Consider the following 24,381-nt stretch of genomic DNA (forward strand, 5'->3'; position numbering starts at 1 on the left):
TGTACGCCCTGGCGCCTGCCATTTGACAGCCGCCTTGCGCCAGAACTGAAAAACCAGCCTCTGGCGCAAAAGCCTACTCTTAATTTTTGGTTTGATCAACCAGTTTGTTTTTGGCGATCCAGGGCATCATGGCGCGCAGTTTCTCGCCAACCACTTCGATGTCTGATTCGGCATTGATGCGACGACGTGAAGTCAGTGTCGGTGCACCGGCTGCATTTTCAATGATGAAGCTTTTCGCGTATTCACCGGTCTGGATATCTTTCAGAACGTCACGCATGACCTGTTTGGTTTGGTCAGTCACAATGCGCGGACCTGTGACGTACTCGCCATACTCGGCATTATTGGAGATGGAGTAGTTCATGTTGGCGATACCACCTTCGTAGATCAGGTCAACAATGAGCTTGAGTTCGTGCAGGCATTCGAAGTAGGCCATTTCAGGCGCATAGCCGGCTTCCACCAGAGTCTCGAAACCAGCCTTGATCAATTCCACGGCACCGCCGCAAAGCACGGCCTGTTCGCCGAACAGATCGGTTTCGGTTTCTTCACGGAAGTTGGTTTCAATGATACCGGCGCGACCGCTACCGATGGCGCTGGCGTAGGACAACGCTACATCGCGCGCAGCACCGGATTTGTCCTGATGTACGGCGATCAGGGAAGGAACTCCGCCGCCTTGTGAGTAGGTGCCGCGAACGGTGTGACCTGGCGCTTTGGGCGCAATCATGATGACGTCGATGTCGTCGCGGGCACAACCTGGCCGTAATGAACGTTAAAGCCGTGGGCGAAAGCCAATGCTGCACCGGCTTTGATATTGCCGTGGACGTGTTCTTTGTAAACCTGAGCGATGTTCTCATCGGGCAACAGGATCATGACCAGATCGGCCGTTTTGACGGCATCAGCCACTTCAGCCACTTTCAAACCAGCATTGGCTGCCTTGTTCCATGATGCGCCATTTTTGCGCAGGCCAACGGTAACGTTGATACCGGATTCATGCAGGTTGAGCGCGTGGGCGTGGCCTTGGGAACCGTAACCGATAATGGCAACATTTTTCCCTTTGATCAGGGACAGGTCACAATCTTTGTCGTAAAAAACTTTCATTTAAAGCCTCAAGAATTTAGTTAAATTTGTTTGAATGTCTGCTTACTGCGCTTACCACCAGATTACATCACCCGCAGGATACGTTCGCCGCGCCCGATACCAGAGACGCCTGTACGAACCGTTTCCAGGATCGCACTGCGATCCAGCGCAGACAGAAACGCCTGGATTTTTTCCTGTACACCCGTCAGTTCAATTGTGTAGGACTTATCAGTCACATCTACAATATGCCCCCTGAAGATGTCAGCCAGGCGCTTGATTTCTTCGCGCTCCTTGCCCACCGCACGAACTTTGACCAGCATGAGCTCACGTTCGACATGAGCCCCTTCGGTCAGATCGACTACTTTAACCACATCGACCAGACGGTTCAAGTGTTTCGTGATCTGTTCGATAACGTCGTCCGAGCCGGCAGTCATGATTGTCAGGCGTGACAGTGTCGCGTCTTCGGTTGGTGCAACAGTCAGCGTTTCAATGTTGTAGCCCCGGGCCGAGAACAGGCCCACCACGCGGGACAGCGCACCGGGTTCATTTTCCAGCAGAATGGAGATAATGTGTTTCATGGTTTCCCCTTACAAGTCTTCTGAACCCAGCAACATTTCGGTCAGGCCCTTGCCTGCCTTGACCATTGGCCAGACGTTTTCGGTCCGGTCAGTGATAAAGTCCAGGAAGACCAGACGGTCTTTGTGCTTGCCGAAAGCTTCCTTGATAGCCGGCTCGACATCTGCCGGTTTATCGATCTGAAGGCCGATGTGGCCATAGCTTTCGACCAGTTTGACGAAGTCGGGGATCGAGTCCATGTACGACTCGGAGTAGCGCGACTGATAGTCGATTTCCTGCCATTGGCGCACCATGCCCAGGTAACGGTTGTTCAGGCACAGCACTTTTGGCGTGAAATGATATTGCGTGCAGGTTGCCAGCTCCTGGATGTTCATCTGGATCGATGCTTCTCCGGTTACAACGGCAATTTGCGCATCGGGATGCGCCATCTGCACACCCATGGCGTACGGCAGGCCGACACCCATGGTGCCCAGGCCGCCGGAATTGATCCAGCGACGCGGGTGATTGAATCGATAGTATTGCGCCGCCCACATCTGGTGCTGGCCCACGTCCGAGGTAACGAAAGCGTTGCCTTCGGTAACCTTGCACAGGGTTTCAATGACAAATTGCGGCTTGATCAGCTCACTGCCGTTATCGTATTTCAGGCAATCCCGACCACGCCATTCATTGATCTGCTTCCACCACGCCTGCAATGAGCGACTGCTTTTCTGTTCGGCCAGCGCATCGGCCACCAGCGGATTCATTTCCTGCAGCACTTCCCGAACGTTGCCCACAATGGGAATATCAACCTTCACCCGCTTGGAAATGGACGAGGGATCAATATCGATATGAACGATTTTGCGCTGGGCTTGTGCAAAGTGCTTGGTATTGCCGATCACGCGATCGTCAAAGCGTGCACCGACAGCGATCAGCACATCGCAGTTCTGCATGGACATATTGGCTTCATACGTGCATGCATGCCCGGCATGCCCAGATACTGATCAGAATCCGGGTTCTGCGCGCCCAGCGCCATCAACGTGGTGGTGACCGGTGCCCCGCTGAGCCGCACCAATTCGCGCAGTTCATCGGATGCGTCGGACAGGATGACCCCGCCGCCCGCATAAATCATGGGACGCTCGGCGCCCGCCAGCAACTGGGCGGCCTTTTTGATCTGCCCCAGGTGGCCCTTGACCACCGGTGAGTAGGAGCGCATCTTGATTTCAGACTTGGGGGGCGCGTATTTGCACATGGTCATGGAGATATCCTTGGGGATATCGACCAGAACCGGGCCGGGACGACCGGTGCGGGCAATGTAGAATGCCTTGCGCATGGTATCGGCCAGGTCTTTGACGTCGCGAACCAGGAAATTGTGTTTGACGCAGGGTCGGGTAATGCCGACAGTATCGCATTCCTGAAAGGCGTCTTCGCCGATAGCCTTGGTGGGCACCTGACCACTGATGATGACCAGCGGGATGGAGTCCATGTAGGCAGTGGCAATACCGGTGACCGCATTGGTCAGGCCCGGGCCGCTGGTGACCAGACACACGCCAACTTTGTTGGAGGAGCGCGAATAGGCATCGGCAGCGTGCACGGCAGCCTGCTCGTGTCGCACCAGAATATGCTTGAAGTCTTTCTGTTTATAGATTGCGTCGTAAATGTAGAGCACCGCGCCACCAGGATAACCGAAAACGTGCTCGACGCCCTCTTCGGCCAGGCAGCGCACGACGATATCGGCGCCATTGAGTTCCATGTTATTTCCTTTCATAACCAGCATTCCCGCGTTGATTGGTCCTGTGACCTGCGGCGTCAGCGGGATCCGTCAACATCTGCAGCGCTTTGTTCCTCACGGAGGAACGCCACCTGCAGACATTGATGTACCAGCCTGGCCATCAATCTGGGTCTGCGCGCACACAAGGTGCGGGAGAGTTCGAAATGGAGACGTTTATTCACGCTTTTGGCACGAATAACCGCTATTGTTCGTTAAGTTAAGGCGCACTGCAATTGAAGCGGATAGCTAAAACAGGGTGTCCGTAGATACCGGCGACGGATTGTGCGCAGGTATAGTCCTCAAATGTACCCCATTGCAACACCAAACGCAATCGGGAATTTTCATTATGCACAAATTTATTGTCGGGCAACGGTACAATAGGGCTCTTTGCTGTGTCGCCTCTGTGGGCACTGCCTGTCGCCTGCCTGCGACCGGCACCGGGGAGCCTGCGTCTTTTCACTGGTTTGGTGTATGGATATTCGCGCGGAAAATTTCGTCAAATTCTTCTACAGTTCCCATCTTTTCCATGGAACGCGCCAGGCCACGGGGGTGCTGCTGCCGGTACTGGTGATGGCCGGTTTTTTCAACGAGCCCATGATAGGCGTGGCGCTGGCCACCGGAGCGCTGTGTCCGGCCATTATCGATCAGGTGGGGGCACCAAGCGCTCACGTCTGAACGAAATGCTGGGCGGTATTGTACTGGGGCAGATCTCGGGATTGATCACCGGGCTGGCCAGCCCCTATCCCGCCCTGCTCTGGCTGGTGGTGTCCGCCCAGGTATTCTTCTATTCCATGCTATCGGTCTATGGCCGCCGCGGCGGACTGATCGGATTCGGGTGCCTGTTGCAGATGATGCTGTCCATGCACACCCCGATGTCGGTTGACGAGGCGCTCACCCATACCAGCTATACGGCCATGGGCGGCGTTTTCTACATTCTGTACAGCACCTCCATCAGTCACCTGTTCAAGCTGCGCGAAGAAAGGCAGACCCTGGCCGCCGCCCTGTACGCCACGGCATCTTATGTGAGTACGCGTGCTGATTTCTACGACACGCACAAGAATCTGGACGACAGCTATCGACGCCTGATTCCGCAAATGATCGCGATGACAGAGCAGCACCAGAGTGCACGCGATGTCGTGCTACGCAATCTGCCCCGCGACAACGATGCCAGCGACCAGCAGCGTATTTTGCTGTGGAATGTCTTTATCGACATGATCGCCCTGCTCGATACCATGGTGGCGTCGCAGACCGACTATGCCACCTTGCGCGCGCGCTTTCAGGATCATGACATCCTGCTGTTCATGCGCGATACCCTGTTCAAGATCAGTCGCACCCTGAACCGGACCGCATATAGCCTGGCGCGCAACAAACCGGTGGATTATCGCAACAGTGTCAGGGCGGAGCTGCGCGCCATGGAATATGAGCTGCTGCAACTGAAACAGGATGGCATCCAGCGCACGGAACCGGAAACCTATCTGCTGGTGGTGCAGATTGTGCGCCGCCTGCGTAATGCCAGCCGGTTTGTAGACCGCATTGCCGATAATCTGCGTGGCTCACGCCTTGAGCCGGTCAATAGCCTGAAGCGCGACAACTCGCTGCGCCGTTTTATTACACCGCAAGCTATTACCCTGGCCCCCTTCAAGCGCAATCTGAATCTGAACTCGTCCATTTTCCGCTACGCCTTGCGCACCACCTTTGTGGTTACCCTGGTGCTGCTCATTTCAACGGTCGTCAGTCTTGTCTATGGGCACTCGGCAATTGTGCGCGCATTTACCTCGCACAGTTACTGGATCATCCTGACGGTGCTCATTATCATGCGGCCCGGGTTCGCGCTCACACGTCAGCGCACAATCGGTCGTCTGGTCGGCACGCTGGCCGGCTGCCTGATCACCATCGCGCTGTTTAACCTGACCAGCAGTCCGTTAATTCTGATTGCCATCATGATTCCGGCGATGGTGCTGGGCAATGCTTTCGTATTGACCAACTATCCGCTAAGCTCGTTGTTGATGACGATTTATATCCTGATCGCCTTTCACTTCCTGAGTCCGGGTAACCTGCTTATTATCGGCGAACGCGCGCTCGATACCCTGGCCGGGTGTGTGCTGGCCTTTGCCTGCGGCTCGATTCTGCCTGGTGGGAAAAGCAGCGCATCATGCCGCTGGCGCAGGAGGCCATAGCGGCCGCGCATGACTATATTCTGGCCGTACAGGCGTACATCACGTCGGTTCACGCCGACCCTGAGCAGAAAATATCCTCGGCCGACAACGAACGCTATGTGCAGGCGCAACTGTCTCGAAAAAATATGCACACCGCCTTTGGCGCGTTCGCAGACAGCTTCTACCGGATGATGAACGAACCCAAATCCAAGCAGATCCATATTAAGGAACTGAACACGATTCTGGTGCAGACCGACGCTGTGGCCAGTCAGATCGCCGCCATTGCGCCGGTCCTGGCCGGCCTGGACAAAATACCGCCCAATATGCAGCAGACCCTCACCAACGTCTCTGACTTGCTGGACAAAGACGCACAGGCCATTACCGAAGCGCCATCGCAAATTGAAACCGAAGGCCAGTACGGCAGCCTGGTCTTTCCACTCAAACAGATGCAACAGGCCGCGCTGCGTATTCGCCAGCAGGCGACCAATATTGGCTTGATGTAATCGAATCGGCAACATACCCTGGCGGCGGCAGCGAACTGCCAACCGCGGCAGGTCGGCACGCATCCATTCACACAAGGCGCCTCGTTAATCGTTAATCGTTAATCGTCGCTCATTATCGAACGCACCATGTGCCGCGACGCTGCTGCACCCTGCCCCGGCAGACGAGCTGCTTCACGGCACTATATCTGAAACCCATGACCATCTACTCGAACAGCTGCTCATCCACTTTAAGGGCGCCGGGCCAGAAATAGAGGATCGCCGAGACCAGCTGGATGGCAATCATGATGCCCCAGCCGGTCAGGTGCGCCACGGCAGGATACTGGCCGTCCGTTGCAGGCCAGAAATCCAGGACGAATCCTACGCCCACCTGCATGGAAAAAATGCTAATGAAAAAAATCATGTTGAAGGCAGTGGTAACGCGACCGACAACCTTGCGGGGAAATACCTCGGCCAGCAAGGCATAGGCAAGAATGCAACTGGCGGCGACAAACCCATAGGCGCCCCAGATCAACGACGGCGCGACGGGCACACGAAACAGAATCAGCAATTGCACCAGCACGAACAGCGTCATTCCCAGCCCGCAAAAGGCGCGCAGGCCCAGACCGTAGCGTTCGATACGCGCGCCACCAGACCAGTGATGACCGTGCCGGCCACCATGGTCAACCCCAGCATGGACACCAGACTGTCGGCCTGACGCGCGGTCAGTCCGGATACGTCGGTCAGATACGGTTTGACCCACAGCGACTGGGCGGCATAGAAGGCGCCGCCCACGGCGCATGGAAAAGGCACCACGCGCCAGAACACCGCATTCTTCAAAATAATACGCACACCATGGATTTGTTTGGACACCGACTCATGCGGCGCCATCCGCTGCTTCGACTCGGGCACCAGCAGCCAGATGACGGTAGCCACGGCAATGGTGAACACGGCCATGCCGACGCTGATTTCCCGCCAGGTGTATTGCGTCAGCAGCACGGCCAGCGGCGTGCCGACCACCACGCCGCCCATGCCGCCCAACGCCACCATCAGGCCATTGAGTAGCGGCCAGCGCGAGGAAGGGAAATTCTGGGCTATTGCCAGAAATCCGGCGCCAAGGCAGACCGAAACACCCACGCCGATCATAATGCGACCGATAATCAGCCCCTGCATGGAGTGTGTCATGCCGTAAAGCACCGTCCCGGCAGCGGCCACCAGCAACAGGATCGCATCGGTGCGGCGTGCGCCATAGCGGTCCAGCGCCAGCCCGGCAGGAAGCTGGGCCAGAGCAAAGCCGATAAAGTAAAAGCTGGTCAGCAGCCCCAGGTCGCTGGCCGTCAGATTCATTTCGCGCGACAGAAACGGCGCAAAGCCGATATTCAGGCCGCGATATACATAGGACAAAAAATAGCCCAGTGCAAAAAGTACAAAAATCCTTATTGCAGCCTGACGGCTCATTGTTTTCTCCGGAAGACCAGTTTGTCTTCCGTGGACTCCTCGGCGGCAAAGGCATAGCCCTGCTCATTGAATTTTTTCAGGGCCGCCGGCGTTTTAGCTTTGGTCTCAATGGCAAACCGCGCCATCAGCCCGCGCGCACGCTTGGCATTGAAACTGATAATTTTGTAGACACCGTTTTTGTAGTCCTGGAAAACACACTGGATAACGCGCGCATCCAGCGTTTTGCCGTCAACTGCCTTGAAGTATTCTTCCGAGGCCAGGTTGATCACGATGCGCGAAGTCTGATCGGCCAGACGTTCATTCAGGTATTGGGCAATCTCCGAACCCCAGAACTCATACAGATTTTTGCCGCGGGCGGTTTGCAGGCGTGTACCCATTTCCAGCCGATAAGGCTGCATCAGGTCCAGCGGCCGCAGCACGCCATACAGGCCGCTCAGAATGGCCACGTGCTCCTGGGCCCATGCCAGTTGTGATTCGGTCAGCGTCTCTGCCGCCAGGCCTTCATACACGTCGCCATTGAATGCCAGCACGGCCTGGCGGGCGTTTTTCTGATCAAACTTCGGTTTCCACTCAGCGTACCGCTGCACGTTCAGCTCGGATAGCGCCGCGCTCAGCTTCATCAGTCCCGCGATATCGTCGGCGCTCTTGGTTTTGAGCACTTTGATCAGCTCTGCGGAGCGTTTGATAAAAAGGGGCTGGGTATGGGTGTTGGTAGAAACAGGAGAGTCGTAATCGAGTTTTTTTGCAGGGGAAAGCAGGAAAAGCATGACGGACAACCTTGAATGGAATGTTTGATGAATCAGGAAAAAACGCCGCTTACCGTCAGGGGCCCGGAACGTCGTCAATACATCATGGCAAATCGGGTTGGCCTGCCGGCTACCGCCGCCCGGCAGGCTTGACCGCGATCATTTAAGCTGCAGGAGCCAGGCGCGCCACACCACCCATATAGGGACGCAATACCTCAGGAATCTCGATGCTGCCGTCGGCCTGCTGATAGTTTTCAATAAGCGCCACCAGTGTGCGTCCTACTGCCAGGCCAGAGCCGTTAAGCGTATGCAGATATTCGGTTTTGCCCTGTTCGTTACGGAACCGCGCCTGCAGGCGTCGAGCCTGGAAGGCTTCGCAATTGGAGACAGAAGAAATCTCGCGCCAGGTGTTCTGTGCCGGAATCCAGACTTCCAGATCATAAGTTTTGGCTGCGCCAAAACCCATATCACCAGTGCACAACTGCATGACACGGTAAGGCAGTTGCAGCAACTGCAGCACTTTTTCAGCATGCCCCACCATTTGCTCCAGCGCATCATAGGAGGTATCCGGATGGACAATCTGCACCATTTCCACTTTGTCGAACTGATGCTGACGGATCATGCCCCGGGTGTCGCGACCGCCGCTGCCGGCTTCAGAGCGAAAACACGGTGTATGCGCCGTCAGGCGCAAAGGCAGACTGGCGCCGGGCACTATTTCGTTCTTGACCGTGGCGGTCAACGTAATTTCCGATGTGGAGATCAAATAAAGATCTTCCTTTTCTATCGGCTTGCCCTGCTGGTCGGTCTGGGGTTCGTCTTCGCCGCCTTTGGTCACCCAGAACATATCGTCCTTGAACTTGGGCAACTGACCGGTGCCCAGCAGGGTTGAACTATTGACAATGTACGGTGTGTAGCATTCGGTATAGCCATGCTCGCTCGTGTGCAAGTCCAGCATGAACTGGGCCAGCGCGCGATGCAGGCGCGCCATGCCGCCGCGCATGAAAGAAAAGCGCGCACCGGTGAGCTTGACTGCCGTATCAAATTCCAGGCCAAGGCGTTCGCCCACCGTCACATGATCCTGGGTCTCAAAACCCTTGGCTGGCGGTTCGCTGTGATCAGTCACGTAGCCCGCCTGGGTACCCAGCCAGCGCCGGACCTCGACGTTATCGTCACTGTCTTTGCCCTGGGGTACGGAGCTGTGCGGCAGGTTGGGAATCGTCATAAGCCAGCCGTCCAGCTCGCTGCGAATACCAGCCAGTTCTTCTTCCAGCGCCTTGAGTTTGCCGGGCAGCGCCTGCGATTCGGCCATGACGGCACTGGCGTCTTCCCCACGCGACTTGAGCTGACCGATTTGCTTGGCCAGCGCGTTGCGCTGCGCCTGCAAGGTCTCGGTCTGGATTTGCACGTCTTTGCGCCGGGCTTCGAGCTGGTTGAAGCGGGCCTCGTCAAAATCGACGTTGCGGCGCTTGAGCGCAGCGATGACAAGGGGAAGCTCTTTTCGCAATAAAACAGGATCTAACATGATTTTTTTCTGGTTTCGTGTGGGAGAAGTATAGGGTAATCATTATATACAGCTATACGCGCCCGGTGGGGCCGCAAGCCGAACAACACGCGCGCCGCTTGCTGCAAGTGCGTCGCTATTGGTTCTTGCAGAAGACTCGCCACCAAAATTACGGAACAGATCGATTAAGGTGCAGCCCGGGTTTCCGATTTCATGTTCTTGTTATGGCGTTTGTCCGCGTCGGGCGCCGCCAGTTTCCAGTTTTTATTTCTACTGAGTTTTTCCCACCCCGGTGTAGGTGCCGGGGCGGCATGGGCTTGCCCCTGCGGCTTTTGATCTGTCTTGCCTTTGCCATCCATGCTCATATCTGCCGCCGTTGCAGCATGCATCCCCAGCGCCAATGCGACGGCACTGACCAGTGTCGCTATACCGGTATTTCTCATATTCTCGCTCCTGTTATTGAAAACGCGCGCTGCCGGACATTGCGCCCGGCGCCAATGGCAAATACGTATGCGGCAGCCAGGGCTGATCGATAACCGCTGCAGGCAATATCTACCTCAAAGCCCAGGTTGCGCAAAGGATGGTTTTATTACATCCCCTTGCGACATATAGTACGCCCTCTCGCCTGCTACTGATGCAACAGTGTTTCAGCGGACACAATAAAGTGACGAAGCAAAAAGATGAAAGCGGGCGCCCTGAACAACGCCCCGACAGTGGTTTTTGCGTTTTTATTGAGCGTTATTTATAGAGTGCTCTTTACTTTATTGAGCTTTTTTTGCTTTTTTCTTAACGCTTTTTATTTTGCCGCGCCTCACGATCCAGCGAGCGCAGGTAATTGAGCTTTTCCGTGATTTTCGTTTCCAGCCCCTGCTGTACCGGACGATACCAGCCCGGTTCGCGCATGCCGTCGGGCAGATAGGTCTCGCCGGCGGCATAGGCATCGGGCTCGTCATGCGCATAACGATATTCATGTCCGTAACCCAGCTCTTTCATCAGCTTGGTAGGCGCATTGCGCAGATGCACCGGCACTTCGCGCGATTTATCCTGCTTGACGAACGCGCGCGCCTGGTTGTAGGCGTTGTAGCCTGCATTGCTCTTGGCCGCAACGGACAGATAGATGACGGCCTGTGCCAGCGCCAGCTCACCTTCCGGCGAGCCCAGGCGCTCATAGGTGGCGGCCGCTTCATTGGCCATTTGCATGGCGCGCGGATCAGCCAGACCGATATCTTCCCAGGCCATGCGCACAATGCGACGCGCCAGGTACTTGGGGTCGGCGCCACCATCGAGCATGCGCGTGAACCAGTACAATGCTGCGTCGGGATGAGAGCCGCGCACCGACTTGTGCAACGCGGAGATCTGGTCATAGAAGCTATCGCCGCCCTTGTCAAAACGACGCAAGTTCAGCGTTAGCGCGTTTTGCATGAATTCGGGCGTGATCTGCGTTACCTGTGCCGCAGCAGCAGCCGTGCTGGTCTGCTCCAGCAAATTCAGGAACCGCCTGGCGTCGCCATCGGCGTAGCCGGTAAGCACCGCGACGGCCGGCTCGTCAAAGTCCAGATCGATCGCGCCACTATCTTTGGCGCGCACCAGCAACTGGCCCAGTTCCTCGTCCGACAGCGAAGTAAGCACATAGACCTGGGCGCGCGATAACAGCGCCGAATTGACTTCAAACGACGGGTTTTCAGTGGTGGCGCCAATGAACGTAAAAAGCCCGCTTTCCACATAAGGCAGAAATGCATCCTGCTGTGCCTTGTTAAAGCGATGCACCTCATCCACAAAAAGAATGGTTTTGCGTCCCTGCGCCTGGGCCACCTGTGCTTTGACAACCGCATCGCGAATGTCCTTGACGCCACCGAGCACTGCAGAGATGGCAATAAATTGCGCGTCAAAACCGTCTGCCATCAGGCGCGCCAGTGTGGTTTTGCCTACGCCCGGCGGCCCCCAGAAAATCATGGAATGCGGTCGACGCGCCTCAAACGCCACACGCAAGGGTTTGTCCGGCCCCAGCAAATGCGACTGCCCGATGACCTCATCGATATTGCGCGGACGCAGTCTTTCGGCCAGCGGCGCGTTCGCGCCCGCGGCGGCGCCATTGAACAGATCGTTATCGGAAAAATCACTCATAAATATTTTGGGTTTCCAGTACCACTGCGCACCTCGGTAAACCGCAGCATAACGCAAAAAGGGCCGTCGCAACGGCCCCTTGAACTGGACTGCGGTAAGGGCACAGGCCCTTTGACAGCCTACATTTTAACGGTATCTACGCCAGGGGGGGCCTTGAACTGGTAGGCACTGGCGGGAATTTTCGCGTTGCTTTTGAAATTGCGCAATTTGATCGACGTGGTCTGACCGAAAGAGTCCAGAATGATCAACTCGGCCGGCAGGTTATTGGCAAAGCCGATATCCACATGCGTCAAACCGGCATCAGACACTTTAGGCGTTGCGCGCATCCACACCATGCCCTGGTTATCGGGCAAAGCAGACAGCTTGAATGAATCATCCAGTGTACCGGAGCCGAACAGAATGGCCGCAGGCGAGGCGCCGACCGCTTTGCTTACCGGGCGTTCCGTGACCTGTCGCAGGTCAGGATCATATTGATAAACGGTTTTGCCGTCGGAGATCACGCTTTGCGCATAGGGCTTGACCACGCTCCAGTTGAATTTTCCCGGACGCTCAAAGGAGAAGGTACCGGTCTGCGCCGCCCGACTCTTGCCTTTGCCGCCAGATGTTTTCTGGGCAAACTCACCGCTGGCCGATTTGACCTGCGCCACGAAATCCTTCAATTGTTGTCGGGCGTCGGTCTGCTGCGTGTTCCTGACCTCCGGAATCTTCTCGAATGTCACGCCTTCAAGCGTTGTTGACAGGCCGGCATCCGGATTCATCATATCGGGGTTCACCTTGATATCCTGCGCCAATGCTGAGACAGGAATCGTCGCAACCATCGCCAGGCAGACCGCAAGTAATGTTTTTTTCATGAATGAACTCCTGTTGTTGTTTCTTCCGACGGTGGGGCAATGCCCTGTGAATACCACCGGAAACATGACCTGTTTTACCATTAACAGGGCAGGAAAGGATGTAACGAAATCGTAAATACAATTGCACCGCTGTAATTTGACGGTGGCTGCAAATACTTACGGCATCCCTGACGGATGCCGTAAGCAGGAACTCGCGGTTACTGCGTATTACAAGCGGGTCTCATGACTTGCATACCCGCTTTAAGCGTCGGGGTCTTCCTGACCGGCGGGAACCAGAATTTCGCGATTGCCGTTGGACTGCATCGTAGACACAATACCAGACTGCTCCATCTGCTCCAGCAAGCGCGCGGCGCGGTTATAGCCGATGCGAAGATGCCGCTGAACAGATGAGATGGACGCGCGGCGGTTTTTCAATACCACGGCCACGGCCTGATCGTACAGGGGATCGGATTCATTATCGGTAAAACCGGTCACACTGCCTACGCCGTCACCAGTTTCGCCGCCAACGCCGCCTTCAAGCAGACCATCAATATAATCGGGCTCGCCCTGCTCTTTGAGATAATCAACCACGCGATGCACTTCGTCATCATCAACAAATGCCCCGTGTACCCGATTGGGCAAGCCGGTGCCAGGCGGCTGATACAGCATATCGCCCTGGCCCAGCAAGGCCTCGGCACCCATCTGGTCAAGAATGGTGCGTGAGTCAATTTTGGAAGAAACCTGAAACGCGATACGTGTGGGAATGTTGGCCTTGATCAGACCGGTAATCACGTCCACGCTGGGGCGCTGTGTCGCCAGAATCAGATGAATACCGGCAGCCCGCGCCTTTTGTGCCAGACGGGCAATAAGCTCTTCAATTTTCTTGCCCACTACCATCATCAGGTCGGCCAGCTCGTCAATCACCACCACGATCATGGGCAGCGTTTTCAACGGCTCCGGCTCTTCCGGCGTGAGAGAGAATGGATTGGGAATGGATTCGCCCTTCTTGGCAGCTTCACGGATTTTACTGTTGAAGCCGCTGATATTGCGCACGCCCATTTTACTCATGAGCTTGTAGCGTTTTTCCATCTCCCCCACACACCAGTTCAGCGCATTGGCTGCCTGACGCATATCGGTGACCACAGGTGCCAGCAGATGCGGGATACCTTCGTAAATGCTCATTTCCAGCATTTTCGGATCAATCAGAATCAAACGGACCTGGGAAGCGTCTGCTTTATAAAGCAGGGAAATAATCATGGCATTGATACCGACCGACTTGCCCGATCCGGTCGTACCGCCACCAGCAAGTGCGGCATTTTGGCCAGATCGCAACCACGGGATTGCCGGCAATATCCTTGCCCAGCGCCATCGTCAGGGACGAAGCGTTGTCATGATAGGTCTTGGAGCCGACAATTTCCGAGAGCCGCACCATTTGACGCCGCGGATTGGGCAATTCCAGGCCCATCAGGTTTTTGCCGACAATGGTTTCAACCACGCGAATGCTGACCAGACTGAGCGCACGCGCCAGATCCTTGGACAGGTTGACGATCTGGCTTCCCTTGACGCCGGTGGCCGGCTCGATTTCATAACGGGTAATAACCGGCCCGGCCTGCGCGGCAACCACGGTCACCTGCACGCCAAAGTCACGCAGTTTTTTCTCGATCAGCCGCGACGTATATTCAATAGTCTCGGGCGAGACCGATTCGATATTTTCGCCAGGCGGATCCAGCAATTCCAGCGCCGGCAGCTCGCCGCTGGCATTCTTGGGCGGCTCAAACAGCGTGCGCTGCTTTTCCTTGATCACACGCTCCGAAGTAGGAAACACGGTAATTTGCGGCTCAATGCGCACAGAGGTCTCGTGCACCAGTTGCTCTTTTTGCACCACCACCTGCTCTTCGCGAGCGACCTGGGCAATTTCGCCGGCTTTGCGATCCTGGCGGGCGGTTTTCAGATTGATCAGCGCATTGAGCATGCGCTGTATGCCCGAGCCTATTTTTTCAGCCAGTGCCAACCAGGAAAAATCCAGGAACAGGCCCAGGCCCAGCACCATCATGAAAAACAGAATTAGCACCGCACCCGGCACACCAACCGCCGTTGCAAAAAGGCTGCTGATATATTGGCCCAGCACGCCACCGGCGCCGCCTGGCAATTGCGCACCAATGTGCGCCAGCTGACTGGCTTCAAAACCCATGGAACCGACAAAAAGCAAGGCAAAACCAACGCCCTGCTCCCAATGCACGCGCGGCAGCACTGCATCGGGATTGGCCACAATGCGGCTCATGAGCAATTTATAGCCTACCCACATGCGCTTGAGACACAAGGCCACGAACCACCATGCCGACAAGCCGAAAAGATACAGGAGGATATCGGAGACATACGCGCCCACAGCACCCAGCCGGTTATGAACCAGGGTGGACGACGAGGTGCTGACCCAACCGGGGTCATTCGGATGCCAGGTAAACAGCATGACCGATAGGGCAGCGGCCAACGCAGCGTACAAAACCCATTTGGCTTCCGTAAACATGGCGGCCAGCCGACTGGGTTCGGCATTCTGTGCGTTGCGCGCATTCCTGGCGGACGATCGTGACCCGGTATTGCGTGTATTGCGGGCGGAACGAGTGGGTGCGGTATTTGAAGTGCGTGCCATAACTATAAATTCGGTCAATAAAGCATTATAGCTTATTGATATTAAATGTTATTTATATTCTAGCTGTCGAATACTCATTGATTGTGAATTCTTCGTAAGCTGTTGTTTTAACAGGCCTCGCCCCCACTTAATAAATGTCAATGAGGCAATATCACGTCAGGCAGCATCCGTATTTTCCAGTGATGTAGCTGCTAGCGGACGGCCTTTTCGCCGCCCGCTGCAAAACCGTGGCAGTTCCGGGGTTTTGAACGGTGCCGCGCAGCGATCCATTATAATTGCCCATTGGATTTTTAGGATAAGACACAATGGCTGACAAAACCAAACATGCAAAAGTGCTGATTCTGGGCGCCGGTCCGGCTGGCTATACCGCCGCGGTTTACGCAGCCCGCGCCAACCTGAATCCGGTACTGGTTACCGGTATGGAACAGGGCGGACAGCTCATGACCACGACCGACGTGGACAACTGGCCTGCCGACGCCCAGGGCGTGCAGGGTCCCGACCTGATGCAGCGTTTTCTGGAACACGCAACGCGCTTTAACACCGATATCATTCAGGAACACATTAAAGAAGCCGATCTGTCGGTGCGTCCGTTCCGGCTGGTTTCAGAGTCCGGCACCACATTTACCTGCGATGCCTGATCATTGCGACCGGCTCGTCAGCTAAATATCTGGGCCTGCCTTCTGAAACGGCTTTCATGGGCAAAGGGGTATCTGCCTGCGCCACCTGCGATGGTTTCTTCTACCGCAACCAGGATGTCATTGTGGTTGGCGGCGGCAATACCGCTGTCGAAGAAGCACTGTATCTGTCCAACATCTGCCGCCACGTGACGCTGGTGCATCGTCGCGACACGTTCCGTGCCGAGCCCATCCTGGTTGACAAGCTGATGGACAAGGTCAATGGCGGCAACATGTCGCTAAAACTGTTCAATACGCTGGACGAAGTACTTGGTGACCAGAGCGGCGTGACCGGTGCCAGGCTGCGTCATGTGGACGGACACCTGGAAGACCTCGCCGTCACTGGTGTGTTTATTGCCATTGGCCATCACCCCAACACCACCCTGTTTGAGGGTCAGTTGGAACTGGAAAATGGCTACATCGTGACCAAAAGCGGTCACAGTGGCCTGGCCACGATGACTTCGGTCCCCGGCGTATTCGCCGCGGGTGACGTGCAGGATCATGTATACCGCCAGGCCATTACCAGCGCCGGCACCGGTTGCATGGCGGCACTGGATGTACAGCGCTGGCTCGAAAGCCAGCCCGAGTAAAACAGGACAGGCCCGCTCCGCCATTGGCGCGGGCCACAATGGCTATGGTTACCTCCATCAAAGGCAAACTCGAAGACCTGCGGCAACTGCAGAAAGCCAAGGTGCGCGAAGAAACGCGTCGCGCCAAAGCACAGCAGGCCGCGCCCAGGCACAATAAGGCAACAACAGATCCTGCGGCATCTGCCGTTTTACGCCGGAAGATATTGCGCTGTTTCGTCAAACCGTCAGATCTGTCACGCCGCTGCCGGCAGCCAACCGCTATGCGCGCCAGGCACTGGACTACGGTAATAACGAGTATTTCCGCGCCAAGCGACGTCAGGCCGAAGGCGCAGCTTCGGTTGATCCGCATAAACCGGCAGCGCCTGTTCGCACACGCGAGCAAAAGCGCACATCGTCGGCTGATAAAGGCCGTCGGCACACTGACCTGCCCGAAGGCGCCTATGTACAGCGAGCCGATAGTGTTGATCTGATCAAGAAACTGCTGTCAGGACAATGGCCGGTTGCGGCTACGCTGGATCTGCATGGCGCCAATTCGACCCAGGCCGCGGAACGCTTTGATCGCTTCATTCATTCCTGTCTGGAACATCGGGTTCGCTGTATTTGTATTGTGCACGGCAAAGGCTATGGCTCTGCCCAAGGCACCGCTGTTCTGAAGGAGCAGGTGCTGGCCTGGCTGAAAAATATGGACGCCGTGCTGGCATTCGCGCCCGCGCCCGAGAATATGGGTGGCGCCGGGGCTCAGATTGTTTTGCTAAAGACGCCTGAAAGCGATTAACACGAACAGGACAACAAGCTGGCGCCGGCGATGCAAAGCACTAACCCAAAGCCCGACTGGGTAATTCAAAGCGTAGCCCGACAGCCCAGAATGCGACCTGACCTTCAAAGCGCAGCCCAATAAACTAAAGCAAGACCGTAAAGCAAGACCGGAAAAAGAAAAAAAGAAAGGCGGAATCAATTTATATTGATTTTCCGCCTTTCGTTTATTTTTGTTATGGGTACAGCTACCGTGCACACACTTAATCGAATATTCCAACTAAGTGGTAAAGCCTGCTCATGCAGAGCGTTTGTCTCCTCACCTGCATGAAACAAATTATGCCCGTAATTCGTATATATGACACTTAGGGAATGCACTAGTTTTTAGCATATTCAACTAGTTTTCTGCACCTTTTTGTGCCTGTTTTTGCATGGCACGCTGGCGCGCCTGTTCTTTACGGGCCGCTTTCAAGGCCCGCCGCCGACGGATCTGCTCCTGCATATCTGCACCAATATGTTCCTCCTGGCGCGCTGCTGCCAGATCCACCTGGCGCTGCCGTTCGCGAAAGCGCTCACGCTGTTCTTCGGTTTTATCGTCCCAGCAATGCGGGCAGCTTTCACCGCGGATGTACTTGGGTGAAGCGCGTTCTTCTTCACTCAGGGGATGACGGCAAGCACGGCACTGAATATATGGGCCGGGCTTGAGCCCATGACCAACAGAGACGCGTTCGTCAAAGACAAAGCACTCGCCTTCCCACAGGCTTTTTTCGGGAGGAATGGTTTCAAGGTATTTCAGAATTCCGCCCTGCAGATGGTATACCTCGTCAAACCCCAGGGATTTCATATAGGCCGTGGATTTTTCGCAGCGGATCCCGCCGGTGCAGAACATGGCCACCTTGCGAGCCTTGTTTTTGTCCAGCAGCCCGCCCTCGGTCGCCTGGCTTTGCACCCAGTCGGGAAATTCGCGGAATGTCACAGTATTGGGATTGACCGCCCCTTTGAACGTGCCGATATCCACCTCGTAGTCGTTACGCGTATCCACCAGCACCACCTCAGGATCGGAAATCAGGTCGTTCCAGTTTTCCGGCGGGACATAGGTACCGGCGTTGGTAGTGTTGACATTGGGTTGCCCCATGGTCACGATTTCCTTTTTCAGCCGCACGCGCATCCGGTGAAATGGATCGCGCTCATCGGACCAGGACTCCTTGTGCTCCAGGTCCGCCAGGCGTGGATCGTTACGAAGGTAGGCCAGCACGGCATCGATGCCTTCCTTGGGGCCGGCAATGGTACCGTTGATTCCCTCGCGGGCCAGCAGCAGCGTTCCCTTGACGTGATTGCGCTCGCAAAACGCCTGCAACGGCTCCTTGAGTGATTCGAAGTCGGGCAGATCGACAAACTTATATAGGGCGGCAATGGTATGAGGCATAGAACTGAATTTGGGATTTGAACGGCAAGTCTTTCATTTTAGCTGTCCTGCCGTTGGCAGAACAGCCTTCTGTTTGATTATTCTCAACTTGCCTGAAAATTAACCCTTTATTGTAATTCAAACCCCCAACGTCAGTGGCAGCCGGCTGTTCCTTTGCATATTTAATGAGCGCGCCGCTGCGGTACAAGCCATGGACAAACTTGCCAAACGGCATGGTAATAAACAGCGACAGAATAACGGCCAGGTGAATAACCAGCAACGGCGCCAGTGCGGCAGTCTCCCGAAAGGCCATCAAGGCCAGGCCGGTAACCGCGGCCAGAAACAGCTGGACAATAAAGGCATAGTCCATTCCCATTTGACTGATATTGCGAATATCCGGATCGGCCTTGCGCTTGAGCCAGAACTGTCCTGCCGTACCCAGAGCCAGCGAAATACCGCCGATCGTCCCGGTCAGCTTGGGTAGGCTGAAGAATGCATAGGGCGCCTGCCAGCCGAGCACGTAATGGAAGATGGTGCCAAACACTGTGGCGGCAAAACACAACATGAATCCATAAAAGGTCAGATGGTGAAAACGACGGCGCCAGGGTGAAATATTATCGTCCGGATAAGTACAGCCGGTTTTCACATTGCCATGCAGATACTTCAGACTGAACGCGTCCGACAGCCCCTGGCGAACATGCGTCCAGCTCAGCAGCAGTGACGGTTTTTCACCCACATCCTGTAGAAAATTGCGAAACCCCATGACCATGGCGAGAACAACCCACAGCGCGGCCAGCCCGAAAACGGTGGCCAGTACACCATGCGGGAAAATGGCGTAGAACTGGCCATTCAAATCGTGCATTGGCGGGCCGCCGATCAGCGCCGCCAGTCTCCAGCAATACCACCAGCGCAAGCAGAAAGCCAAGGCTGGCCAGCAGGCCGCTTTGGTCGAATCCGCGGGCGATGACGCCTGGCCATGCATACGTCTGATAGGTGGTCTGGCGCACCGCAGCCAGTTGCACCGGCAGATTCACATTGAATTCATGGGGCGGCGCGTACTGGCAGGCGTAATAGCATTCACTGCAGTTGTGGCACAGATTGGCCAGATAATGCAGATCGCCGCGGGTAAAATCCAACCGCTGCTCAAGTGCAGGAAAGACCGCACAGAAGCCTTCGCAATAACGACAGGAATTACAGATCCCGACCGCGTTGCGGGCATCCTCTATAAGTTGTTCAAGCTGCTGCATGCTTTGCTGCCTCCGTGCCTGCAATACGACCAAATACAGTTCCGATGGCCATCCCAAATCCGGCCACGTAACCCTTGCTCAAAATATTTCCCGCCATAATTTCACCGGCGGCGAAAACGTTGTCCGCCAGCGTTTCATCGTCCATGATGACCTGTGCCTTTTTCGTTACCTTCACACCCATATAGGTAAAGGTGATTCCGGTGGCCAGCGGATACGCATAAAACGGCCCGGTATCGATTTTCTGTGCCCAGTTGGTCTTATCCGGCTGCAGTCCATGCGTGCGACAACCATCCAGTACGCTATGATTGAATTGTCCGGGCTCAACCGCGGCATTAAAGGCCGCCACCGTTTCCACTGCCGTCTTGACTGGCAACCCCAGGCGCTGCGCGAGCGCTTCAATGGAATCGGCACTAATAGACTTGAAAACGGAGGGCATGAACCGGCCAATGGCCTTCGAATCAATAATGCAATAAGCAATCTGATCGGGTTGCTGGGCAACCAGACGTCCCCAGATGGCGTAGCGCTTGGGCCAGAAGTCTTCGCCTTCGTCATAAAAGCGGCGCCCGTCCTTGTTAAGCACGATACCCAGCGAGACGCAGTCTACACGGGTGACGATGCCCCCATCATATTTGGGTGCCCGTGCATCAATGGCCACGGCGTGCCCCTGAGTCGGATCGCCAATAATACAGGCCTTATTACGCATCAGCTCGCGCAGCATGACGCCCTGGTTGAACCGGGTGCCGCGGATCAGGAAATTGCGCGCAGCCGGCCCCCAGGCCTCTTCCAGCCATTGCACATTAGACTCGAAACCACCCGAGGCAATGACCACGGATTTACCCACAATGGTTAGTGCCTGGCCGTTTCTGACCAGCTCTACACTGTCACACTTGCCATCGGAAAAATTCAGTTTCTTAGCTTCAGTGTCGTACAGAACCTGCACGCCGGCTTTTTCGGCCGCTTTGTAATAGGCATTGACCAGCGCCTTGCCGCCGCCCAGGAAAAAGGCATTGGTGCGCCCCAGGTGCAGCGTGCCGCCCAGTGATGGCTGAAACCGTACGCCATTGGCCTTCATCCATGGCGTACACCCTTCGGTTTCACGAATCACATAGCGCGCCATATCCTCATTGGTCTCTCCGCCTGTTACCCTGAATACGTCCTGAAAATATTCGTCTTCCGGATAGCTGTCCGTCAGCACATCGGTGGGCGTGTTGTGCATACAACGAAAGTTGCGGGTATGACTACTGTTACCTCCCCGCCAGGCGCGCGGCGCACTTTCAACCAGAATTACCGAGGCGTTCTGCTCAGCGGCTGACAGCGCGGCGCACAGTGCCGCATTGCCGCCCCCAATCACAAGAACATCACATGCCAATGTGTCATTCATGTCCTATTTCCTTACTTAATATACTCTTGTATTCTATTGTACACAAATATTTATCACTGTGTCTGAAAAGGTAAAAACAGCCGCAAAGCTTCCCAATTGCGTTATGCTGTGTCAATAGCAAGGAATCACATCATGGCAAAATCCAAACCCTCTTCTGCACCCAACCGTTCCGAGAGCGACTCGGAACAAGCCAATGATCGTGGCGTCACGTTGAGCGATCAGGCATACAACTATATTGTCCAGTCCCTGGAAAACGGCAGCCTGCCACCTGGCACGCGTTTGCGCGAGACGGAACTGGCCGCCGATATCGGCTTGAGCCGCACCCCCATCCGTGAAGCGTTGAACCGGCTGATGTCCGAAGGGCTGGTCACCAACGATCCAAAGCGTGGCCTGATCATTACCGAGCTTGATCAGAACATGGTTGGCGAACTTTACGAAATGCGCCGGGTCCTGGAAAGCACGGCTGCTGCGCTGGCTGCGCGCCATGCAACGGACGTTGAAATCGCGGTCCTCAGGCAGATCATTGATCGGGATGAAACCCTGGACGATCCTGCCGCCCTGTCATATAACAACCGGCTGTTTCATCAGACGCTGTACCAGTGCGCGCACAACCGCTATCTGCTCAAAACACTGCAGGTACTGCAAAACGCCATGCTGTTGCTGGGCAAAAGCACGCTGGCCGAAAGCGGCCGCCCATCGACCGCACGCGAGGAACATGCGCAGATTATCAACGCCCTGGAGCAACGCGACCCGGACAAGGCGCAGGAAGTATCAAGCCGACATATCAGTGAAGCCTATAAGGTCCGGCTTAGCCGCTTCCTGCTGGATCGCAAATGATCAGTCAACGCGCGCGCCCGATGATTTGACCGCGTTCCCCCAACTGCTGATCTGCGCCTGAATAAACGCGCCGAACTCGGCTGGCGTCATTTTGGCCGCCTTTGCCCCTTCATTGCCCAGCTTGCTTTTGACCTCTTCGCTGTTGAGCGCCTTGCTGGCTGACTGATACAGCGTATCGATCACCTGCTGCGGCGTATTGGCGGGCGCCACCAGGCCGTGCCAGGATACGGCTTCAAATCCAGGCACGCCGGCCTCGGCAACAGTGGCAGGTCCGGCAGCGCATCGGAACGCTCGGCCGACGACACCGCCAACCCCTTGATGGAGCCGGCTTTGATATGACTGATCGCGCCGGGAATGGTGGTAAACATGAAATCGGTTTGTCCGCCGATTAGTGCGCTGATTGCAGGCGCCCCGCCCTTGAACGGCACATGCACCAGATCCAGACGCTCGGCGTCCTTGAGCATGACGCCAGCCAGATGACCCGGCGTCCCGCTGCCGGCCGATCCCATATTGGTCTTTCCTGGATTGGCCTTCATATATTCAATCAGGTCTTTGAGCCCGTTCATCTGCTTATGCGCATTACCCACTACCAACACATTGGGCACGGTCGCAAACAACGTAACCGGTGCAAAATCCTTAACAGCATCGTAGTTCAGCTTCCTGTATAGCGTAGGGTTGATTCCGTGCGTGCTGGCGGTTGCAAGCAACAGCGTATAACCGTCGGGCTTGGCACTTGCCACCGAGTGGGCAGCGATCGCACCGTTACCGCCCCCTTTGTTTTCCACAACAATAGACTGCCCCAAGTCTTTTGACATGGCGGCTGCCATCGTCCTGGCCAGAATATCCGAAGAACCTCCGGCGGGATGTGGTACGACAAGTCGGATTGGCTGCTCGGGATAAGCGGCAAATGCGGCGAGCGGACTGGCAGCCAACAGGGCCGCAAGCATACAGGGTTTGAACGAGGTCATTGCTTAGTCTCCAGAAATAGAATTCGAATAATATACTATTGAATACATTGGAATACAATAATAGACGAACCTAATTATGGAAATCCAGATGATGGAAATTCTGATCCCCGCTGAACGCACTCCTCCCACATGCATGCGGCTAGCAAAGACTGCCCATCAACCTGCCGGCCCCGATTTTTCTGTCGGCACTTCACTTTGGGCCGGCCGCTCAAAATGCGCGACCAGAAAATCGATGAATGCCCGGGTGCGTGCGGGCAGATTGCGCTGGCTGGGATAGTAAACATATAAGTCTGCAGCCGGCAGCGTAAAGGCCGGCAAGACGACCCTGAGCCGGCCACTTTGCAGATATTTGGCCAGATCCCATTCGGAGCGGATCAGGATGCCGTGTCCATCCAGCGCCCAACCGAGCACGATATCGCCATCGTTGCTCGAGAGCATCCCATGGACTTTCACCACTTCACTGTGATCGTGATGGGTAAAGCGCCAGATACCATAGGCATCGTCATTCTGTCGGTGGATGATGCATCGGTGCTGGGCCAGATCGGCCAGGCTGGACGGCGTACCGTGGCGCTCCAGGTATAGCGGCGAAGCGCAAAGGAATCGTTGATTGGACAGGATCCGTCTGGCATTGAGGCGCTTATCTGGCAAGGCGCCAAAACGAATGGCCAGGTCAAACCCATTCTCGACCAGGTCTACCGGCCTGTCGGTCACTTCCATTTGCACTTCGACTTGCGGATAGCGTTTGGCAAACTCCGACACCAATGGGGCGACCGTAGTCCGGCCAAAACCCAGCGTGGCATTGATCCGCAATAGCCCGCGCGGCCTGCGGCTTGACGAAATAATATCTTCCATATCCAGAATGTCGCCCAGTATCCGGGTCGCATGCTGGCGATAGGTTTCGCCTTCACTGGTCAGGCTGAAGCTTCGCGTGGTCCGGTTCACAAGCCGGACACCCAGCCGTTTTTCAAGCAGGGCCAGACGCCTGGTTGCCGCTGGCGGCGTCACATCCAACGCCCGCGCCGCTGCCGCCAAATTGCCATGCCGGGCCAGTATCACCATGAATTCCAGGTCAGAGATCATTGTTCTGTTCACCTCAGGTAAATAGATTATTAATTATAGGTGAAGAATAAAAAGCTATTTTGCTCGTAATCTTAAGGCCTGTACAAAAAAGACAGCACGTACTCAGAC

At 55.7% G+C, this 24,381-nt stretch carries 16 protein-coding genes and 6 pseudogenes; 7 read left to right on the forward strand and 15 right to left on the reverse strand.

Annotated features, from left to right (window positions below):
- Window positions 1-79 precede the first annotated feature (79 nt).
- The 3 genes and pseudogenes from ilvC to TKWG_RS14250 all read right to left on the reverse strand — a co-directional run bounded on the left by ilvC (window position 80) and on the right by TKWG_RS14250 (window position 3,379).
- Window positions 80-1,095 (reverse strand): annotated as a pseudogene (gene ilvC, locus TKWG_RS14240) (ketol-acid reductoisomerase).
- Window positions 1,096-1,157: 62 nt separating this feature from the next.
- Window positions 1,158-1,652, reverse strand: a complete 495-nt coding sequence (gene ilvN, locus TKWG_RS14245; protein ID WP_014751512.1) for an acetolactate synthase small subunit — start codon at window positions 1,650-1,652, stop codon at window positions 1,158-1,160.
- A gap of 9 nt (window positions 1,653-1,661) precedes the next feature.
- Window positions 1,662-3,379 (reverse strand): annotated as a pseudogene (locus tag TKWG_RS14250) (acetolactate synthase 3 catalytic subunit).
- A gap of 489 nt (window positions 3,380-3,868) precedes the next feature.
- Between TKWG_RS14250 and TKWG_RS21740 the strand changes: the two are divergent.
- The 3 genes from TKWG_RS21740 to TKWG_RS21745 are packed head-to-tail and all read left to right on the forward strand — an operon-like array spanning window position 3,869 to window position 6,056.
- Window positions 3,869-4,072: a hypothetical protein gene (locus TKWG_RS21740; protein ID WP_050981622.1), complete on the forward strand. Its 204-nt coding sequence runs from the start codon at window positions 3,869-3,871 to the stop codon at window positions 4,070-4,072.
- Window positions 4,024-5,574, forward strand: coding sequence for an FUSC family protein (locus tag TKWG_RS14255; RefSeq protein WP_148274550.1), 1,551 nt, complete (start codon window positions 4,024-4,026; stop codon window positions 5,572-5,574). Before TKWG_RS21740 ends, TKWG_RS14255 begins: the two co-directional genes overlap by 49 nt.
- Window positions 5,550-6,056 (forward strand): FUSC family protein, encoded by a 507-nt coding sequence (locus TKWG_RS21745; RefSeq protein ID WP_050981624.1) that lies wholly within the window; start codon window positions 5,550-5,552, stop codon window positions 6,054-6,056. Before TKWG_RS14255 ends, TKWG_RS21745 begins: the two co-directional genes overlap by 25 nt.
- A gap of 202 nt (window positions 6,057-6,258) precedes the next feature.
- On the opposite strand, the pseudogene TKWG_RS14260 reads toward TKWG_RS21745, so the two are convergent.
- The 7 genes and pseudogenes from TKWG_RS14260 to TKWG_RS14290 all read right to left on the reverse strand — a co-directional run bounded on the left by TKWG_RS14260 (window position 6,259) and on the right by TKWG_RS14290 (window position 15,338).
- Window positions 6,259-7,490, reverse strand: a pseudogene (locus TKWG_RS14260) (MFS transporter).
- Window positions 7,487-8,257: a peroxide stress protein YaaA gene (gene yaaA, locus TKWG_RS14265; RefSeq protein WP_014751515.1), complete on the reverse strand. Its 771-nt coding sequence runs from the start codon at window positions 8,255-8,257 to the stop codon at window positions 7,487-7,489. Before yaaA ends, TKWG_RS14260 begins: the two are co-directional and overlap by 4 nt.
- Window positions 8,258-8,399: 142 nt before the next feature.
- Window positions 8,400-9,758, reverse strand: coding sequence for a serine--tRNA ligase (gene serS / locus TKWG_RS14270; RefSeq protein ID WP_014751516.1), 1,359 nt, complete (start codon window positions 9,756-9,758; stop codon window positions 8,400-8,402).
- A 164-nt stretch (window positions 9,759-9,922) separates the two neighbouring features.
- Window positions 9,923-10,180 carry a hypothetical protein gene (locus TKWG_RS14275; protein ID WP_014751517.1) on the reverse strand — a complete coding sequence of 86 codons (258 nt, stop codon included), beginning with the start codon at window positions 10,178-10,180 and terminating at the stop codon, window positions 9,923-9,925.
- Between the two features lie 343 nt (window positions 10,181-10,523).
- Window positions 10,524-11,861, reverse strand: a complete 1,338-nt coding sequence (locus TKWG_RS14280; protein ID WP_014751518.1) for a replication-associated recombination protein A — start codon at window positions 11,859-11,861, stop codon at window positions 10,524-10,526.
- A gap of 119 nt (window positions 11,862-11,980) precedes the next feature.
- A complete protein-coding gene (gene lolA / locus TKWG_RS14285) occupies window positions 11,981-12,712 on the reverse strand; it encodes an outer membrane lipoprotein chaperone LolA (protein WP_014751519.1) in 732 nt (243 codons plus the stop codon).
- Between the two features lie 240 nt (window positions 12,713-12,952).
- Window positions 12,953-15,338 (reverse strand): annotated as a pseudogene (locus TKWG_RS14290) (DNA translocase FtsK).
- A gap of 305 nt (window positions 15,339-15,643) precedes the next feature.
- On the opposite strand from TKWG_RS14290, the pseudogene trxB reads away from it, so the two are divergent.
- The 3 genes and pseudogenes from trxB (at window position 15,644) to TKWG_RS25155 (ending at window position 17,377) form a co-directional block, all read left to right on the forward strand.
- Window positions 15,644-16,602, forward strand: a pseudogene (trxB, locus tag TKWG_RS14295) (thioredoxin-disulfide reductase).
- Between the two features lie 38 nt (window positions 16,603-16,640).
- A complete protein-coding gene (locus tag TKWG_RS25150) occupies window positions 16,641-17,072 on the forward strand; it encodes a hypothetical protein (protein WP_041709543.1) in 432 nt (143 codons plus the stop codon).
- Between the two features lie 47 nt (window positions 17,073-17,119).
- Window positions 17,120-17,377, forward strand: a complete 258-nt coding sequence (locus tag TKWG_RS25155; RefSeq protein WP_264300311.1) for a Smr/MutS family protein — start codon at window positions 17,120-17,122, stop codon at window positions 17,375-17,377.
- Between the two features lie 375 nt (window positions 17,378-17,752).
- On the opposite strand, the gene trhO is transcribed toward TKWG_RS25155, so the two are convergent.
- The 3 genes from trhO to tcuA form a co-directional block, all read right to left on the reverse strand.
- The gene (gene trhO / locus TKWG_RS14310) at window positions 17,753-18,781 is read right to left on the reverse strand and encodes an oxygen-dependent tRNA uridine(34) hydroxylase TrhO (RefSeq protein WP_014751522.1); all 1,029 of its coding nucleotides are present in this window, start codon (window positions 18,779-18,781) and stop codon (window positions 17,753-17,755) included.
- Entirely contained in the window at window positions 18,753-19,622 is an 870-nt protein-coding gene (locus tag TKWG_RS23815) for a hypothetical protein (protein ID WP_179944030.1), read from the reverse strand. The genes trhO and TKWG_RS23815 overlap by 29 nt, the downstream gene beginning before the upstream one ends.
- Before the next feature lie 371 nt (window positions 19,623-19,993).
- Window positions 19,994-21,388 (reverse strand): FAD-dependent tricarballylate dehydrogenase TcuA, encoded by a 1,395-nt coding sequence (gene tcuA / locus TKWG_RS14320; RefSeq protein WP_014751525.1) that lies wholly within the window; start codon window positions 21,386-21,388, stop codon window positions 19,994-19,996.
- Between the two features lie 132 nt (window positions 21,389-21,520).
- Between tcuA and TKWG_RS14325 the strand changes: the two genes are divergently transcribed.
- Window positions 21,521-22,225, forward strand: a complete 705-nt coding sequence (locus TKWG_RS14325; protein WP_014751526.1) for a GntR family transcriptional regulator — start codon at window positions 21,521-21,523, stop codon at window positions 22,223-22,225.
- Here TKWG_RS14325 and TKWG_RS14330 read toward each other — a convergent pair.
- Window positions 22,226-23,193: pseudogene (locus TKWG_RS14330) on the reverse strand (Bug family tripartite tricarboxylate transporter substrate binding protein).
- 156 nt (window positions 23,194-23,349) lie between these two features.
- Window positions 23,350-24,273: a LysR family transcriptional regulator gene (locus TKWG_RS14335; RefSeq protein ID WP_014751529.1), complete on the reverse strand. Its 924-nt coding sequence runs from the start codon at window positions 24,271-24,273 to the stop codon at window positions 23,350-23,352.
- Between the last annotated feature and the right edge of the window lie 108 nt (window positions 24,274-24,381).

The organism is Advenella kashmirensis WT001 (assembly GCF_000219915.2).
In the GTDB taxonomy this organism is placed as follows: domain Bacteria; phylum Pseudomonadota; class Gammaproteobacteria; order Burkholderiales; family Burkholderiaceae_B; genus Advenella; species Advenella kashmirensis.

What these genes read in the sequence shown, in the direction of transcription:
- TKWG_RS21740 (WP_050981622.1), top strand. Translation starts at nt 3,869, where the DNA reads ATGGATATTCGCGCGGAAAATTTCGTCAAATTCTTCTACAGTTCCCAT.
- TKWG_RS21745 (WP_050981624.1), top strand. Translation starts at nt 5,550, where the DNA reads ATGCCGCTGGCGCAGGAGGCCATAGCGGCCGCGCATGACTATATTCTG.
- TKWG_RS14335 (WP_014751529.1), bottom strand. Translation starts at nt 24,273, where the DNA reads ATGATCTCTGACCTGGAATTCATGGTGATACTGGCCCGGCATGGCAAT.
- trhO (WP_014751522.1), bottom strand. Translation starts at nt 18,781, where the DNA reads ATGCCTCATACCATTGCCGCCCTATATAAGTTTGTCGATCTGCCCGAC.
- TKWG_RS14280 (WP_014751518.1), bottom strand. Translation starts at nt 11,861, where the DNA reads ATGAGTGATTTTTCCGATAACGATCTGTTCAATGGCGCCGCCGCGGGC.
- tcuA (WP_014751525.1), bottom strand. Translation starts at nt 21,388, where the DNA reads ATGAATGACACATTGGCATGTGATGTTCTTGTGATTGGGGGCGGCAAT.
- TKWG_RS23815 (WP_179944030.1), bottom strand. Translation starts at nt 19,622, where the DNA reads ATGCACGATTTGAATGGCCAGTTCTACGCCATTTTCCCGCATGGTGTA.
- TKWG_RS14275 (WP_014751517.1), bottom strand. Translation starts at nt 10,180, where the DNA reads ATGAGAAATACCGGTATAGCGACACTGGTCAGTGCCGTCGCATTGGCG.
- TKWG_RS14325 (WP_014751526.1), top strand. Translation starts at nt 21,521, where the DNA reads ATGGCAAAATCCAAACCCTCTTCTGCACCCAACCGTTCCGAGAGCGAC.
- yaaA (WP_014751515.1), bottom strand. Translation starts at nt 8,257, where the DNA reads ATGCTTTTCCTGCTTTCCCCTGCAAAAAAACTCGATTACGACTCTCCT.
- lolA (WP_014751519.1), bottom strand. Translation starts at nt 12,712, where the DNA reads ATGAAAAAAACATTACTTGCGGTCTGCCTGGCGATGGTTGCGACGATT.
- ilvN (WP_014751512.1), bottom strand. Translation starts at nt 1,652, where the DNA reads ATGAAACACATTATCTCCATTCTGCTGGAAAATGAACCCGGTGCGCTG.
- serS (WP_014751516.1), bottom strand. Translation starts at nt 9,758, where the DNA reads ATGTTAGATCCTGTTTTATTGCGAAAAGAGCTTCCCCTTGTCATCGCT.
- TKWG_RS25150 (WP_041709543.1), top strand. Translation starts at nt 16,641, where the DNA reads ATGGCTATGGTTACCTCCATCAAAGGCAAACTCGAAGACCTGCGGCAA.